The 16238-nt window shown below is 36.3% G+C and carries 19 protein-coding genes and 1 other RNA gene; 12 read left to right on the top strand and 8 right to left on the bottom strand.

From position 1 onward, the window contains the following. Window positions 1–62: 62 nt before the first annotated feature. Window positions 63–1157, top strand: coding sequence for an FUSC family protein (locus IGI63_RS04540; RefSeq protein WP_002410815.1), 1095 nt, complete (start codon window positions 63–65; stop codon window positions 1155–1157). 43 nt (window positions 1158–1200) lie between these two features. On the opposite strand, the gene IGI63_RS04535 is transcribed toward IGI63_RS04540, so the two are convergent. Further along, window positions 1201–1683 carry an SRPBCC family protein gene (locus IGI63_RS04535; protein WP_002356863.1) on the bottom strand — a complete coding sequence of 161 codons (483 nt, stop codon included), beginning with the start codon at window positions 1681–1683 and terminating at the stop codon, window positions 1201–1203. Between the two features lie 21 nt (window positions 1684–1704). Next, window positions 1705–2085, bottom strand: a complete 381-nt coding sequence (gene gloA2 / locus IGI63_RS04530) for an SMU1112c/YaeR family gloxylase I-like metalloprotein (RefSeq protein WP_153853999.1) — start codon at window positions 2083–2085, stop codon at window positions 1705–1707. 211 nt (window positions 2086–2296) lie between these two features. On the opposite strand from gloA2, the gene treP reads away from it, so the two are divergent. Both treP and IGI63_RS04520 read left to right on the top strand, forming a co-directional pair. Next, the gene (gene treP, locus IGI63_RS04525) at window positions 2297–3763 is read left to right on the top strand and encodes a PTS system trehalose-specific EIIBC component (RefSeq protein WP_002383776.1); all 1467 of its coding nucleotides are present in this window, start codon (window positions 2297–2299) and stop codon (window positions 3761–3763) included. Between the two features lie 127 nt (window positions 3764–3890). After that, on the top strand, window positions 3891–4895 hold the full coding sequence (locus tag IGI63_RS04520) for a nucleoid-associated protein (RefSeq protein WP_142666644.1): 1005 nt from the start codon (window positions 3891–3893) through the stop codon (window positions 4893–4895). Between the two features lie 37 nt (window positions 4896–4932). Here the strand turns inward: IGI63_RS04520 and IGI63_RS04515 are convergent, their stop codons facing one another. Further along, window positions 4933–5286 (bottom strand): YxeA family protein, encoded by a 354-nt coding sequence (locus IGI63_RS04515; RefSeq protein ID WP_002387247.1) that lies wholly within the window; start codon window positions 5284–5286, stop codon window positions 4933–4935. 198 nt (window positions 5287–5484) lie between these two features. Between IGI63_RS04515 and IGI63_RS04510 the strand changes: the two genes are divergently transcribed. Next, window positions 5485–6189 carry a zinc metallopeptidase gene (locus IGI63_RS04510; RefSeq protein WP_002384290.1) on the top strand — a complete coding sequence of 235 codons (705 nt, stop codon included), beginning with the start codon at window positions 5485–5487 and terminating at the stop codon, window positions 6187–6189. Window positions 6190–6272: 83 nt separating this feature from the next. Then, a complete protein-coding gene (locus IGI63_RS04505; RefSeq protein WP_002356871.1) occupies window positions 6273–6611 on the top strand; it encodes a hypothetical protein in 339 nt (112 codons plus the stop codon). A gap of 26 nt (window positions 6612–6637) precedes the next feature. On the opposite strand, the gene IGI63_RS04500 is transcribed toward IGI63_RS04505, so the two are convergent. Continuing rightward, window positions 6638–7483 (bottom strand): PhzF family phenazine biosynthesis protein, encoded by an 846-nt coding sequence (locus IGI63_RS04500; protein WP_429975394.1) that lies wholly within the window; start codon window positions 7481–7483, stop codon window positions 6638–6640. Window positions 7484–7539: 56 nt separating this feature from the next. Beyond that, entirely contained in the window at window positions 7540–8391 is an 852-nt protein-coding gene (locus IGI63_RS04495) for a PucR family transcriptional regulator (RefSeq protein ID WP_002383772.1), read from the bottom strand. Window positions 8392–8468: 77 nt separating this feature from the next. Here IGI63_RS04495 and tadA point away from each other — a divergent pair, with 77 nt between their 5' ends. Beyond that, entirely contained in the window at window positions 8469–8990 is a 522-nt protein-coding gene (gene tadA / locus IGI63_RS04490; protein ID WP_002362126.1) for a tRNA adenosine(34) deaminase TadA, read from the top strand. A gap of 39 nt (window positions 8991–9029) precedes the next feature. Beyond that, window positions 9030–9116: signal recognition particle sRNA small type (gene ffs / locus IGI63_RS04485), an RNA gene on the top strand. 91 nt (window positions 9117–9207) lie between these two features. Here the strand turns inward: ffs and IGI63_RS04480 are convergent. Both IGI63_RS04480 and IGI63_RS04475 read right to left on the bottom strand, forming a co-directional pair. Beyond that, on the bottom strand, window positions 9208–9588 hold the full coding sequence (locus tag IGI63_RS04480) for a PH domain-containing protein (protein ID WP_002356881.1): 381 nt from the start codon (window positions 9586–9588) through the stop codon (window positions 9208–9210). A gap of 259 nt (window positions 9589–9847) precedes the next feature. Next, window positions 9848–11086 (bottom strand): aminopeptidase, encoded by a 1239-nt coding sequence (locus IGI63_RS04475; protein WP_002362125.1) that lies wholly within the window; start codon window positions 11084–11086, stop codon window positions 9848–9850. A 250-nt stretch (window positions 11087–11336) separates the two neighbouring features. Between IGI63_RS04475 and IGI63_RS04470 the strand changes: the two genes are divergently transcribed. Together IGI63_RS04470 and IGI63_RS04465 are read left to right on the top strand one after the other, a co-directional pair. Next, window positions 11337–11909 (top strand): TetR/AcrR family transcriptional regulator, encoded by a 573-nt coding sequence (locus IGI63_RS04470; protein WP_002356883.1) that lies wholly within the window; start codon window positions 11337–11339, stop codon window positions 11907–11909. 157 nt (window positions 11910–12066) lie between these two features. Then, the gene (locus IGI63_RS04465; RefSeq protein ID WP_002356884.1) at window positions 12067–12540 is read left to right on the top strand and encodes a TspO/MBR family protein; all 474 of its coding nucleotides are present in this window, start codon (window positions 12067–12069) and stop codon (window positions 12538–12540) included. Window positions 12541–12613: 73 nt separating this feature from the next. Here the strand turns inward: IGI63_RS04465 and IGI63_RS04460 are convergent, their stop codons facing one another. Then, on the bottom strand, window positions 12614–13057 hold the full coding sequence (locus IGI63_RS04460; protein ID WP_002356885.1) for a flavodoxin: 444 nt from the start codon (window positions 13055–13057) through the stop codon (window positions 12614–12616). Window positions 13058–13231: 174 nt separating this feature from the next. Between IGI63_RS04460 and map the strand changes: the two genes are divergently transcribed. From map to IGI63_RS04445, 3 genes are all read left to right on the top strand, one after another. Beyond that, entirely contained in the window at window positions 13232–13996 is a 765-nt protein-coding gene (gene map, locus IGI63_RS04455) for a type I methionyl aminopeptidase (protein WP_429975393.1), read from the top strand. Window positions 13997–14011: 15 nt separating this feature from the next. After that, window positions 14012–14920 (top strand): YihY/virulence factor BrkB family protein, encoded by a 909-nt coding sequence (locus IGI63_RS04450; protein ID WP_002383768.1) that lies wholly within the window; start codon window positions 14012–14014, stop codon window positions 14918–14920. A gap of 110 nt (window positions 14921–15030) precedes the next feature. Next, window positions 15031–16167, top strand: a complete 1137-nt coding sequence (locus tag IGI63_RS04445; RefSeq protein ID WP_002366956.1) for an MraY family glycosyltransferase — start codon at window positions 15031–15033, stop codon at window positions 16165–16167. Window positions 16168–16238: the final 71 nt, after the last annotated feature.

Raw genomic sequence — 16238 nt, 5'->3', positions numbered from 1 at the left:
TATATTCAATTTGAGGAGGGAATTGACAAGCATGTTACAATGGATAAGGAATCGATATTGGAGTGATTGTTATTTATTTTTTTAGTACAAAAAGTCAGCAATTTTTTGCGTATGTTTGGGCCATTTTCCCAGTCATCGCCTTTTTTTTGGTTAGTTTTTATACATTGGATTTTTTATTTTCCCCAAGCTATTTAATTATGGTGCCTGTATTTACTATTATGTTTAAAATTAACTATAAAAAAGATTATTCGTTTGTAGCGCTGCTCAAAATGAGTATCAGGCAATTTGTGATCAGTTTTTTAGCATTTATAGCCAGTAGTTCCTTTAGCTGGTCTATTATTTTAAATAGTAGTGTGACATTTTTAATTGTTTATTTATTTTATTCATCTGCGACACCGATGCGGTATCATAGTTATTTGATGATGTTTACGTTTTGTCAGTTAATCCAGGTTAAAGGAAATACATTTTTGATGCAATCTCAAGTTGTGGCCTTTTTAATTGGTCTTTTTTTATTGGCTTTAACATTAAACGCTTGGTGGCAAACAGGATTACGTCAGCTAACTAGCTTAAAGAGTAGGGGCCATGTTCGTTTTTTTAAAAGCATTCAATTATTGGCAGTTATTAATTTCTGGCACGACTTACAACAGACTTTTTTTGGGATTACAAGTTTCAAACAATTTTTAGAAAGTCCTGACGAAAGGGTGCAACGATTTCGTTTAGCTATTCGTATGAGTTTCACCATCACGCTGAGTTTTATTTTAATGTGGAGTGTAGGAGGCATTAAAATAATTTGGATTCCGATGAATGTTTTTCTACTCTTGCATCCAGTGAAAGCAGAAATGAACACGCGTATTAAGACACGTTTTTGGGGGACTCTTTTAGGATGTTTCCTTAGTCTGTTTGTTGTCAATTGGCTTCAATTGCCACTGACACACCTCATTGTTTCTAGTTTGATTGGCATTTTTGTTTATGCCCTAAAACCAGGAACCGTGTTACAAGTGACAATGGCAACGATTTTTGGGTTATGTTTGGCAACAATTAGTTTACGAGGGATGTACGCCGCAGAGTTGCGGGTCTCTTTTGTATTATTGGCAATTTTTGTTGTTTGCTTAATTGATTTAGGTTTATTTGTTTATCAGCGTATTTTACGTTTTTAAAAAGTGTGGCACAGAGGGTGATTTACCCGTTGTGCCACACTTTTTAATTTTCTAAATTCGTTAATTTTTCCAAGTAATGATTTTCTATTTGCGGAAAATCTATTTTTTCTGGTGCTGCATCAGGAGTTTCAACTACTTGCTTCAAGCGATTGAGAACAATTGACCAACCAGCGATATCTTTATGGCGAGGTGTTGTAAAATTTTCTGGGAGAGATTCTGAAAAGACTAACAGGGTCTGGTGAGGTGCTTGTTCTTTTAAGTCAAAATAGATGATACCAGTATCCCAAGTCACACCCAGATATTTTTCCTCTGCATAATCAGTGAAAGGCATTGTTTCTTCAAAATCGGGCAGAATAAACCGCCAAAACCCGTTAACACCTAATTCACCAATCTCTAATTCTGGAAACCATTGTTTTAGCTTGTCTGTCTCAGTGAGGTAGCGCCAAATCGTTTGAGGGCTGGCTGAAATTGCCCGTTCTGTACCAAAATAAATCGTCTGGTTTTCTAAGCGAAAGGTATCTTTCATTTTGTTTCTCTCCTTTATTTATTATTCATGAAGTTCTAAAGGTAGTCCATCTGGATCAAAAAAGAAGGTCATTTTTTCACCCGTAAAATCATCTACTCGTAGCGGTTCTGTTTCAATTCCTTGCTCATTTAAAAAAGCAATCACTTCTTCAATACGTTCAACTTTAAAAGCTAAATGACGTAATCCTAAAGCTTCAGGATAAGAGGGGCGAGCTGGAAATTGATCAGAAATGAAAATTTCCAATTCTTGGCTGCCTAATTTTAAATCTAATTTAATATCGTTTTTTTCGGGACGATGATTTTCGCGAAGAACTTCAAAGCCCAACTTTTCGACATAAAAATTTTTAGTTGCTTGATAATTTGAGGCATTGATTGCCACATGATGAATTTCTTTAAAAAACATTTTTCATACTCCTTTTCGTTTTTTCCCTCTGTAGTATAGCAATAAAGAAGCAGCTAAAAAAGCGTTCTGTTTGACTCTTTAAGAAAAGACAAGGGATTTGTAAAAAAATAAAATTATTTTTTCGAAAGAAAGCGCTTGCCAAAAAAAGAATAATCGAGTATGATGTATATACAACTTGATTGTATATACAAGTTTGAGAGGAGAATGTAAAATGGGTAAGTTTCAAAGCGATGCACAACAGTTGTTGAAAGCAGTAGGAGGCAAAGAAAATATTTCAGCTGTTTCTCATTGTGCAACTCGAATGCGTTTTGTATTAAAAGATCCAAAAAAAGCGGATGTACCTGTGATTGAAGATATTCCTTCTGTAAAAGGAACCTTTACCAATGCTGGACAGTTTCAAGTAATTATTGGGAATGAAGTTCCACAATTTTATAATGATTTTTCTGCAATTTCCGGTTTAGAAGGGGTTTCAAAAGAAGAAGGGAAAGCAGCTGCCAAAAGTAATTTGAGTCCTGTTCAACGAGTTGTTTCTGTTTTAGCTGAGATTTTTACACCATTGATTCCTGCACTTGTTATCGGGGGATTGATTTTAGGGTTTCGCAATATTTTGGAAGGGGTTCCATTTGGCTTTCTTGATGGTCAAACAATCGTGGAAGTTTCTCAATTTTGGAATGGAGTCAATTCATTCTTATGGTTAATCGGCGAAGCAATTTTCCACTTCTTGCCAGTTGGGATTACGTGGAGTATTACGAAGAAAATGGGAACCACACAAATCTTGGGGATTGTCCTAGGGATTACATTAGTCTCACCACAACTTCTGAATGCTTATTCAGTTGCGACGACTAAAGCAGCAGAAATTCCTTTCTGGGATTTTGGGTTTGCACAAGTTAACATGATTGGTTATCAAGCGCAAGTTATCCCAGCTATGTTAGCCGGCTTCTTGCTTGCCTATCTTGAAATTTTCTTTAGAAAAGTGATTCCTCAAGCAATTTCAATGATTTTTGTCCCATTGTTTGCTTTAGTACCAACAGTATTGGCTGCACATGTCATTTTAGGACCAATCGGTTGGACGATTGGTAGTTGGGTTTCTGATATCGTAAATGCAGGATTAACGTCAACATTTAATTGGTTATTTGGCGCCGTCTTTGGCTTTATGTACGCACCATTAGTCATCACTGGGTTGCATCATATGAGTAATGCGATTGATTTACAGTTGATTGCTGACTTTCAGTCAACCAACTTATGGCCAATGATTGCTCTATCAAACATTGCACAAGGTTCAGCGGTTTTAGCAGTTATCTTTATGCATCGTGGAAACAAAAAAGAAGAACAAGTTTCGATTCCAGCAATGATTTCTTGTTACCTAGGTGTGACTGAACCAGCGATGTTTGGGATCAACTTAAAATATGTTTATCCATTTGTTGCGGGCATGATTGGTTCAGCAATGGCAGGAATGTTTGCCACTTTAATGGGCGTTCGTGCGACCAGTATCGGCGTCGGTGGCTTGCCAGGAATTTTATCTATTGTGCCACAATATTACTTGCCGTTTTTAGGCGCAATGGTGATTGCCATTATCGTACCAATGGGCTTAACTTATATTTTCAGAAAGAAAGGCATTTTTAATAAAGTCGATCCAGTTGATGAAGCAACAGGGATGTTATACAGCGAAGAAGGGTAATCGCTTTTTGAAGTAAAGAAGAATTCGTAGACATTTGTCTACGAATTCTTCTTCTTTTTATAGAAACTATTGGCTTTTTTCTCTCTTTCAGTTAGACTAAAAAGGTTGAGAAAAGGAGAGCGTAAAAATGGATATTTATTTAAAAAAAGCAATTTTACACATTATTGATCGAGAAACTGGGACGCCGGTTTTTTCTGAAAAGGAACTAGATTTAACCACTGAGTATATTCGAACGTATTTAACTGCAAAAATTTCAAAACTTTCGACTGCACAAACAAAGACTGGAACATTGGCGGAAAATAGTTCCTTTGTTGACACGTTACGTGGGATTCCTAGTGATTTTGTGAAGAAAAGCCAAGAAGTTACCCAACTTTGGTATGATGTTTATTCAGGAAGCGAAGATGCGCCTAGTGCTGATATTTTGTTCATTTTATATGAATTAGATACGGTGTTACATGTCGCAATGATTAAATTAAACTATAAAGAAAGTTACACGCATTACGTCGACTATGAAGAAGAATCCGTTTATAACAAACTGATTATCAATCGAGCAATTTTGTCTTCAAAATCACAAAAACCAGATGAAGGAATTACAGTTGACTTAGATACATTAGCGTTTGAATTACTAGAGAAAAGATATGAATTTTCAGGAGAAAAAATCTGGTATTTCTCTGAAAAAGTGATTGAGACGCAAGCGGCACCTTCCATGGAAGAAAATATCAAAGAAATTAAAAAGGCAGTCAAACGCATTGGAAAGAAATTTAACGAAGATGAGTTTGAACTAATGGCTTCGGTAAAAGAAGCGGTATATGATAGTATTGAGGAAACGGGAACGATTGACAATGAGCAAATTGCTGAGCAAGTGTTTAAAGAAAATGTATCAGCTAAATTAGCTTACCAAGAAGAAGTGAATGAGTCGAAGTTTGTCGACAAAACACCGCCAGTCAGAGAATCTCGCGAAATTTCTGAAAAGAAATTTGGCAAACAGAAGTTAAAAATGGATAACGGTATTGAATTAATTGTTCCGTTAGATGTTTACCGCAATGGCGATTTAATTGAATTTGTTAATAATCCAGATGGCACAGTGTCCATTATGCTAAAAAATATCGAAAAAATTAGTAATCAATTATAAAGAAAAAACCGTTGGTCGCTTGCCAACGGTTTTTTCTTTATTTTAATTTTTCTAAAGCTTTTTCAGGGACTTCTTTTTCTGTCACTTCATTCCAGCTGATCACGCCTTTACGGGGATTAACTTTCAATTTTAGATAGGCTTTCATACGCAAAGGTTGATCACGGGATTCGTTTAATTCCACGGTTTTTTCTTCACCGTTTTTATTAAACGCAGGTTGTTGATAGTAATAAATGGTCATTGCTTCACCAGAATTTGTTTTTTCATCTTTCTTTTCACCAGATGTTGTGATTTGTGTATAATAGGCTTCTCCACCGTAATAGTAATTATAAACGCCCCAGCTACCACCGGCTAAAATGACTATGGGAATTAATATTTTTAGTAATGTTTTCATTTTCCTCACCTCAAGGAATAGTATGCCTTTTTTTTAGGAAATTTGCCATATTTTTTTCCGTTAATTGAGTGACAATTTTGTTAGTTTCGGCACTTTCTTGAAAAATTCATCATTTTTTTAAACAAAAGACAACGTTTGTCGCTCCCTTTTTTTCACTATCATGCTACAATAAAGAAAAAAAGATGGAGGTAGAGGACAATGATGCCCTTTTATTTTGGAATCGATCCAACCTATATATTGGTAATTATCGGAATTGCGATTTCTGGTGCGGCCTCCGCATATGTTAACAGTACCTTTCGTAAGTATGATCAAGTACGAAGCAGTAAACATGTTACAGGCACGCAGGCAGCACAATATATTTTACAAAAAGAACAAATTAATGATGTTGGAGTTCAGCAAATTGCTGGTGATTTAACTGACAATTATAATTCTGGAAACAAAATGTTGAGCTTATCCGAAGCCACTGCTCAATCGACATCGGTTGCGGCTATTGGCGTGGCGGCTCATGAATGCGGACATGCGGTACAAGATCATACGAACTATGTGCCTTTACGTCTTCGTGCAGCTATTGTTCCAGTTGCCAACATCGGTTCAACCATTTCCTTTCCACTAATTTTGATTGGTGTTTTATTTAGTTGGAATCAAACATTAATCAACATTGGAATTTTGGCTTTTTCATTAGCCTTGATTTTTCAATTGGTGACTTTACCGGTGGAGTTTAATGCGTCTAGACGTGCATTAAGTATTCTTTCTGAAGGTGGGTTATTAACAGAAGAAGAAGTCCCAATGGCCAGAAAAGTTCTTTTTGCAGCTGCACTTACCTACGTAGCAGCGGCGCTTTCGACCTTTTTACAACTTTTACGTTTGGTTATTTTATTTGGTGGCAATAACCGACGGGACTAAGTGCTAGTAAAGGTCTTTCTATTACGCATAAAAGTAATAATATGTTATGATTAAAGTAGAAAATAACAGAGGAGCTGAAGGAAATGAAAGCATCAACAAAAATTGGTATCGGTTTAAGCATTGCTGCAGTTGCAAGTGTCTCTGTTGCAGTCATCGCTTCTGAAAAAATTATTAAGAAGGTATCTCATGTTTCCAATCGTTATAAAGTTAAAAAGTTTGTAGACGATAAATTTGATGGAAACCAAAAATTATTATCGATTGTCGATGATTTATCCGATGATGAATTAGATTCTGTTTTAAATGTTGTTGATCGTGTGAAAGATGGCGGTTCAAAATTAGCTGAATATGGCGAAAAAGTTAAAGACAATACAGATTCTTTAAAAGAACGCTTTTTCACATTTATTGAAGATGCAATGAAGTAAAAAAGATGGCCTAGGCCATCTTTTTTTTATAAAAATAATTCTTTTGTTTCAACATAATAGCCTCTGCCACCAACTAGAACTTGATCAATTGTCTTTTGAGGTGTAGTGTTCAAACACACTAAGACTTCTGAAGGAGCGTTTAAGGTATAACCTTGGACGAAAGTGTAATTGGTTTTTTGTAAAATTTGGTGATGGTGCAGATAACAAGCTAACGCACCGTTTGATGTACCAGTAGCGGCTTCTTCATCGATGTCATAAAGGGGTGCAAAATTCCTACAAATGATATTTTCTTCAGACAAAGCAAAAAGATGCATCCCGATAACTCCATACTTTTGACTAAGTAACTTAATTTTTTCAAAGTTTGGTTGTAAATCCTGTAATAATTGCGCATTTTTAATGGGAACCAAAATATCTTTTAGGCCCGTTGACACAATCTGGATAGGAAAAGCAGTTGCCACTGCGTTTAAATCAAAGCAGCCGCTCAATTCTTCTAAAGTGAGCGTATCATAAAAAGTTGGGACAGTTTGTTCCATAAATAGTTGTTCACCGTTCGCCGTGATTGCGAGCAAACCGCTGTTCGTTTCGATTGTATATTCTGTTTGCAATAATTTATTTAAGTGCTTCATGATGGTGAAAGCGCCAATTGTCGCGTGACCACATAAGTCGACTTCTTCTTTTGGTGTAAAATATTCAAGGCGGAAATCAGCAATCTTTGAGTCTGAAATAAAAGCAGTTTCTGCAAATCCTAGTTCTTTGGCGATGGCCATTTTTTGGGTTCTCGTTAAGAGCTGTGTCATAAAAACAACGCCTGCTTTGTTGCCACCTTCGTGGTTTTTACTAAATGCACTAGCGACATATGCGGTAATTTTCATTGGAACGCCTACTTTCTAATTGGGAATAAAAAACATACGAGTAAAAAATGGACGTACTACTTTCTTAATAACAAATAACAAAAGATTAAATCATCCATTTTTTTTAAAGATAAGCCAGTTTGTTCAAAAAACTTTTCCAACCGATAGTGTAAAGTATTTCGATGCATAAATAAATCTTTTGCAGTGGAGCTGATATTGCCTTGATTTTTCCATAAAGCGCTGATGATTGGCTGAATATCGGTGTCTTTATTTAATAAACGACGATAATACTCAACAAGTACATTTTGGCTCATGGCTTCCTTGGTAAAATAGTGGAGGGCAACATCAGTTAAACTAAAAACAGTCGTCCGACTAGAGGAATTAAGTTCTTCTGAAAAAATACGTTGTTCTTCATGGAAACAACGCCGGAGAATGTCTTCAGAGGAATAAAAATTGCCAACAAATACAGCACTAGTGCAATCAAAGTCTGTATCTAATGTTAAAAAGATCCCTTGAATTTCTTCTTGTTGAAAGGTATTTTTTGACTGTTCTTCAACTAAAATATACATATTATTACTTGGACTGAAACAATCAACTGTATCTGGAAACATCTTTGTTAAATTAAATTGCCATTCAGCTTGTAATTCTTTTGTGACATTCGTTTGAATTTGCAACATACGAAAGGTCCCTTCGGCAGGTAATTTTGCCTGTTGAAATAAGTAACTGAACCAAGGATGGTTACCAGTAATTGTTGGGTTTTCAGAAATTGGGAAAAGCGCTTCCAACAAATGCTGTTCTTTAATACTTAAGAAAGCTTTATTCACAATGAAAAATTGGTCGTCAACAGGAATTGAATAGGTGGCTTCGGAACCAATTGTTTTTGATAAATAGCCTTTGGGATAAAGCTGAGATAAATTTTCAATAATCATAGACACACCTCACTGATTTATTGTACCATGAAGCAAGACAGAAGTTTAGTGGGAAAAAGCCGAAAGGTGGAAATTAATTGGGAAAAAAAGAAACAACGTTAACACAAGAAGAAAAAGAATTTTTTATGCGAGAAGCCATTGCAGAAGCGAAAAAAGCAGAAGGTTTGGCTGAGGTGCCTATTGGAGCTGTAATTGTTCGGCAAGGGGAAATTATTGGCCGCGGGCATAATCTGAGAGAAGCACGGCAAGAAGCAACGGCGCATGCAGAAATGTATGCAATCCAAGAAGCGTGTCGCGGGATAGAAAATTGGCGTCTAGAAGAAACCCAATTATTTGTAACTTTAGAGCCTTGTCCAATGTGTAGTGGGGCGATGCTTTTAGCACGAATTCCAGAAGTTTATTATGGCGCAACCGATCCTAAAGCAGGCACTGCTGGCACATTGATGAATTTATTAGAAGATGAACGCTTCAATCATGTGGCCTATGTCGAAGCAGGCGTTTTAGAAGAAGAGTGTCGCTTATTGCTAGTTCAGTTCTTTAAAAAGTTACGGGCAAAGAAAAAAGAAGAGAAACTTTTAAAAAATCAAAAGAAAGACTAGTCAAAAGAATAAAAATACGTTATACTAGGTTTTGCCGAAAGGCTAGGACAATGGCGGGCTAGTGAATTGTGTCAGATCCGGAAGGAAGCAGCACTAAGCAAGTGCCGCCATGTGTCTGATTGAATAAGGAACGCATCAAGGCTGAGAAGCCTTTTTTATTTTATCTAAAATTAAAAAGACAGGAAAGTTGGTCGCTTTCCTGTCTTTTTTTGTGGATTCAAGATAATACAGCAGCTGCTAAAGCTTGTTGAATAGCAACAATATCTTTATCTTTTCTAAATTGAAGACTTACTGAAGGTAATTCAGCACTTGAAATCCATATTTTTAGTTCCGCATCTAGGTCGAAATGTCCACTAGTTTCAACAGAAAAGCGTGAAATAGATTTGTAGGGAATCGATTTATAATCAACTTTTTTACCTGTGATTCCTTGTTTATCGACTAAAATTAAGCGTTTATCTGTAAAGACAATTAAATCTCTTACTAAAGTGAAGGCCATATCTACTTTTTCGTTAGGGATTAAAACATCCCGTAATTCTTTTTCAGCTGTTTCATTGTTATTTTGTGTTGCATTCCCTAATAATCCATCAAATAATCCCATGTTAATTCTCCAATTCTACTTTTTTGAAAAAAATTCTTTTATTTAAAAGTAAACTTATATCGTGTAAAAGAATCCGCTTTCAATTTGATTATAACGTTAAAGGTCCTTCGAATGCAATTGATTTTTTAGCATAAGAAAGTGAGGCCTAAATCGCTGCAACTTAGGCCTCACTTTCTAAATTTTAAAAGAACCTACTGAATAAAAGCAGTTTCTTCTTATTTCTTGGAGCTAAAAACTTTGGTTTCAACATTTGGTAGGACTATGCCCAATCGCCATTTCTAAAAACTGGAACAATCGTCCCGTCTTCCTTAATGCCGTCAATATTCATTTTGTCAGATCCTACCATAAAGTCCACATGTGTTTGGCTACGATTTAAACCAGCTTCAGCTAATTCTTCTTCGCTCATCTCCGTGCCACCTTGTAAGTTGAAGGCATAGGCCGAACCAAAGGCTAAATGATTAGAGGCATTTTCATCAAACAATGTATTATAAAAAATCAAACCGGATTGTGAAATTGGTGAAGGGTCAGGTACTAAAGCAACTTCCCCTAGGTGTTTGGCACCTTCATCAATAGCTAAGAGATTTTTCAATGCTTCTTCGCCTTGTTCAGCTGAGAAGTCAACAACTTTTCCATCTTTAAATGTAAATTTCATTCCCGAAATGATTGTGCCAGCATAACTTAGTGGTTTTGTACTAGAGACATAACCATCAACGCGGCGACTATCTGGAGCGGTGAAAACTTCTTCTGTTGGCATATTAGCCATGAATTCTTCTCCACGCGCGTTATAACTACCAGCGCCTTCCCATAAATGGTTTTTAGGCAAACCAATCGTTAAATCTGTCCCAGGAGCTGTGTAGTGTAAAGCAGTAAATTGTTGTTCGTTTAATTCAGCCGCTTTTTCTTGTAATTTTTTATCATGGATATCCCAAGCAATGACTGGGTTTTCTTCATAAATTCGTGTTGTTTTGAAAATTTCATTCCAAAGTGCATCAACTTGTTCTTCACTTGTTGCTAATTCTGGAAAGACTTTAGCTGCCCAGCCTTCACTAGCAGCAGCTACAACAGTCCAACTTACTTTGTTGGCTTGAGTTGCTTTTCGTAGATTGACCAATGCTTTCCCATTAGCCGCTTGGAAAGCTGCTACACGTTGTGCATCCACGCCAGCTAATGCATCAGGATTAGAAGAAACCACGCTAATTCGGCTTGCGCCTTTGGCAATCCAATCATCGGTTTGATCAATTTTATATTGAGGAACATTTTCAATACGATCAGTTGCAGCATGAGCTAAAAATTCACGTTGAATGGTTTCGTCACTCCATTGAACAATTACTTCGGCCGCACCTAAGCGATAAGCTTCTTCCGTAATTAAGCGGGCAAGGGGCGCTTGATCAACACTGATTTGTAAAACAACCGTGTGATTGTCCTGAACATTGACACCCGTTTCAGCAATTAAACGTGCATATTTCTTTAGATTTTCATTAAAATTCTCTAAGGTCATTCGTGATTCCTCCTTCATTTTCATGGGTAATGACTGCTCATATCATAACACGGAAGAGCAGGGAACTCAACGAAATAAAGCCTTTATCAACTGTTATTTTAAGTTGGGGTAAAAGTTGTCGTGCTCCCGCTCAGTGAACTTTTGTACAAAGAGTTGTTCTAATTTTGCATAATAGAAAAATCGTGTTACAATAACCATAAGCATTTATTTGGAAGCGTTGTATATGAATGAATAAAGGGGATAGGGAATTATGGCAAGAAAAAAAACCATTACGAAAGAGCAGATTTTAACAGCTGCCTATGAAGTAGTCGCCACTGAAGGATTTTCGAAGTTCACTGCACGTAATATTGCTAATAAAATGAAATGTTCCACCCAACCGATTTATTTGGAATTTAAAAACATGGATGATTTACGTGATGCTTTATTCCAAAAAATTCATAAATACTTAGCGAAAGAAGTCTTTCCAGTAAAACATACCGGGAATACAATTGTTGATTTGGCTTTAAACTATATTCATTTTGCGACAAGTGAAAGTAAGTTATACCGTGCGCTTTATTTAGAAGAATATGGTGGCGGCAAAAAAATGCAAGAATTCTCTTATCACTATTTTACTGAAGCGGTAAAAGCTGATCCTGAGTATGCTAATTTAAACGATGTTCAAATTGACTCTTTACACATGGGAACATGGGTGGTCGCTACTGGTGTGGCTGCATTGATGACTTCTGGAATTATCCATCCTTCAGAAGAACAAATCATTCATTTAATGAAAGATAGTATTGAAGCAATTCTTGAACGAGATGAACCAATTGATATTGACCTATAAAAATTAAAAAAAGTGTAACCTCATGCTGATAACTTCTGTGAGGTTACAGCAAAAGACTGTTTCTTAAAAGAACGGTCTTTTTTTGTTAAGTGTATTAATGGTAGATTATTCGCAACCATGCTACAGTAAAGAAGAGAAATAGAAAGGGGCAAAAAACATGAACCGAGTGAAAGATAAGCGTTTATGGCTAAGTATTGTAGGAATTACCGGACTAGGGCTCTTGTCGGGCTTATTTTCAGTAAATGCGAGAGAATATTATCAAGCGTTGAGATTACCAAGTTTTGCTCCGCCAGGCTGGTTATTTGGACCAGTGTGGTTGGTGTTGTATATTTTTATGGGCATTACTTTTTATTTCATCTTAGTTCATCCAAATAAACAACAGAAAAAACGGATGATTACGCTATTTATTTTACAATTTATTGCGAACTTTTTCTGGACATTTTTCTTTTTTTCTTTACAAAATAATTTATTATCTGTGATTGATATCTCATTGTTATGGCTATTATTAATAGTTCAACAGTGGGACTACTTGCGTTATAAATTAATAACGCGTGGCTGGTTGATGATTCCTTATATTCTTTGGGTTACTTTTGCGGCAGCTTTAAATTACAGTATTTTATTTTTAAATTAGGAATATCAAAACACCAGAGAAAAATGGCTAGTTCCCATTTTTCTCTGGTGTTTTTTTATTTATTTCAACGTAGTTATTCTGCGGCAGTTGCTAATTTTTTCGCAAATTCTTCTAAACGTTGGATGTCGTCTTCTTCAGCGGCTAAATCAACTTTAACGCTGTCGGCGCCTTTTTTTGCCCCAATTTGAGTAAAGACTGCTTCGAAGTCGTCCACCGATTTACAAAAATCATCATAAAACGTGTCTCCTGAACCACAAACGCCGAAGATTTTTCCTGATAAATCAATCTCTTGTAAGTCTTCATAAAAGTCGACAATTTCATCAGGTAAATCGCCATCGCCATACGTATATGTAGCTACTACACAGATATCGGCCTCTTCAAAATCAGCGGCATCGACTTGCGTACACTCATCAATTTCGACCTCTAATTCTAAATCTTCAAATGCTTCTGCAACAATGTCGGCAATTTCTTCTGTATTCCCAGTCATGCTTGCATACACAATTTTAGCTAACGTCATAAACTTTCTTCCCCCTCATACAATTCTGTCACTTATTATAGCAGATGCGCATTTCTTATAAAAGACTAGCGAGTGCTTTTATTAAGGGACTTTTTGAAAATTGGTGTTTGAACAATCTTTTTTGCAAAAAATGTGATAAAATAATTTGAATGAAACAAGTTTAGGAGAGATAGTATGATTACATTAAAATCACCACGAGAAATTGAAATGATGGATGAATCAGGGGAATTATTAGCGGATGTTCACCGTCATTTACGGACGTTTATTAAACCTGGCATTACAAGCTGGGATATTGAAGTATTTGTGAGAGACTTTATTGAAAGTCATGGTGGCGTGGCGGCTCAAATTGGCTATGAAGGTTACAAATATGCTACTTGTTGTAGTATCAACGCCGAAATTTGTCACGGATTTCCTCGTAAAAAAGTATTAAAAGATGGCGACCTAATCAAAGTAGATATGTGTGTCGACTTAAAGGGCGCAATCTCTGATTCATGCTGGTCTTATGTCGTGGGTGAATCAACACCTGAAATTGATCGCTTGATGGAAGTAACCAAAAAAGCGCTATATCTTGGGATTGAACAAGCACAAGTAGGAAATAGAATTGGCGACATTGGTCATGCAATTCAAACGTATGTAGAAGGAGAAGGCTACGGGGTAGTTCGCGACTTTGTAGGTCACGGCATTGGCCCAACTATCCATGAAAGTCCAATGATTCCTCACTATGGTGAAGCAGGTAAAGGACTACGTTTAAAAGAGGGAATGGTTATTACCATTGAGCCAATGGTTAACACAGGAACTTGGCGCATGAAAATGGACCCAAATGGTTGGACTGCTTATACTGAAGATGGCGGTCTAAGTTGTCAATATGAACATTCATTAGCGATTACGAAAGAAGGTCCAAGAATCTTAACGTCACAAGGCGAAGAATTGACTTATTAATAAGGAGAGTGTGTGATGAAGTTTCTCGACAACATCAAAAAGAATCAATCTTTGATGCGTTTTATTGAGACAACGCAAAGTCACATGGTCACAGCCGAAATAGGCAACAGCTCAGTGGTTGTTGCCTATTATTTATTACTCTCGCTGTTTCCATTACTGATTGCGGTAGGTAATGTCTTACCTTATTTAAGAATCGACCCTAATTCTGTGTTGCCTTATATTGCAGAGGCGATTCCGAAAGATGTTTATAAGAACTTAGAACCAGCGATTCGTTCACTATTGACTCAACGTTCAGGCGGGTTGCTTTCTGTTTCCGCTTTAGCAGCATTTTGGAGTGCCAGTCAAAGTATTAATGCACTACAAAACGCGATGAATAAAGCTTTTGGTGTCGAACAAAGGAAAAATTTTATTCTCGTAAGAGTGGTCTCATTTTTAGTTATTTTGTTATTTATGGTAGCGATTGTTGGTGTAGTAGTAATTTTAGGTCTGGGTCAGTACATTATTGAATTACTACAACCAATTTTCCATTACTCAACGTCTGTGATCGATACTTTCCAAGCGTTAAAATGGCCGTTAACGACCGTTGTTTTATTAGTGATTATGTGTTTGATTTATGCGGTCGTTCCTAATCGGAAATTATCGTTACGTTCTATTTTGCCAGGGGCTATTTTTTCGACAGTCGGTTGGATGCTATTATCACAAATTTTTGGTTTGTACGTAAAATATTTTAGTTCTAGAATCGCAAGTTATCAAATCATCGGGAGTTTTATCATCTTGATGTTATGGCTGAATTTTGCTGCCACGATTATTATTTTAGGAGCAATTGTCAACGCTGTCGTCGATGAATACTTATCTGGAGATAAAGAAAAAAAACAACCAAGTTTTGAACAACGCTTGTTTAGATGGTTTAAAAAGAAAAAATAAATGGATTTCTTTAAAAAAGTCTAAACCGTTGCCAGAACACATGTTTCAGCTTGTAAATGCTTCAGTTTACGGTATAATATACCCTGAACGAGAAGAAAGTGGGTTCGACTATGTCACTATTTATTTATGAAGTTTTGATACGTTTATTTATGACATTTATCTTATCTTTGCTATTAACACCACTTGTTAAGCTTCTAGCGTTTCGGATTGGCGCCTATGATGCACCAGGAGAGCGACGAATCAATACCAAAAATATGCCTACAGCAGGAGGACTTGCAATCTATATTGCTTTTGCTAGTTCATGTTTATTGATTTTTCGTTCGATTATCCCACAAGATTATATTTGGCCGATTATTTTGGCTGGTGGAATGGTTGTTTTGACAGGCCTCATTGATGATATTAAAGAGATTACTCCAATGAAAAAAACAATCGGTATTTTGTTAGCAGCATTAGTTATTTATTTTGTTGCTGGAATTCGGATAGATTTTGTGACGTTGCCAGTTGTTGGAATGATTGATTTGCGCTGGTTTAGTTTACCACTAACTTTATTGTGGATTTTAGCGATTACGAATGCAGTAAATTTAATTGATGGTTTGGATGGTTTAGCATCAGGCGTATCCATTATTGGATTAACCACGATTGGTATTACAGGGTATTTTTTCCTACATGCTAAAACGGTCTATATCCCAATTGTTATTTTTATTTTAGTTGCGAGCATTGCGGGATTTTTCCCATACAATTTTTATCCAGCTAAAATATTTCTAGGAGATACCGGGGCGTTATTCCTCGGGTTTATGATTGCAGTAATGTCGTTACAGGGCTTAAAAAATGCTACGTTTATCACGGTAATTACGCCAATGGTGATTTTAGGTGTGCCAATTACGGATACGGTTTATGCAATTATTCGACGGCTATTGAACAAGAAGCCCATTTCCTCAGCAGATAAAATGCATTTGCATCACCGCTTGTTATCTTTAGGTTTTACCCATAAAGGGGCGGTCATGACTATTTATGCATTAGCGTTAGTTTTTTCCTTTGTCTCTTTATTGTTCAGCTATTCAAGTACAGTAGCATCAATTTTATTAATTGTCTTTTGTTTAATTGGCTTAGAACTATTCATTGAACTAATCGGTCTAGTTGGCGAAGGACATCAACCGTTGATGTATTTGTTACGGATTTTAGGGAATCGTGAATATCGTCAGGAGCAAATGAAAAAGCGACTTGGCAAGCATTCTAAGAGAAAGTAAAGAAATCTTTAGGTTGCTTTGCGAGAGCGTAAACCTATGATATAATTCCATTAAACTTAAAAAAGTATATG

Origin of the sequence: Enterococcus sp. DIV0086 (assembly GCF_050498705.1) — a bacterium.
GTDB classification, from domain to species: domain Bacteria; phylum Bacillota; class Bacilli; order Lactobacillales; family Enterococcaceae; genus Enterococcus; species Enterococcus faecalis.
The sequence above is the reverse complement of the archived record's forward strand: the minus strand, read 5'-3'. Positions and strand labels throughout refer to the sequence as shown.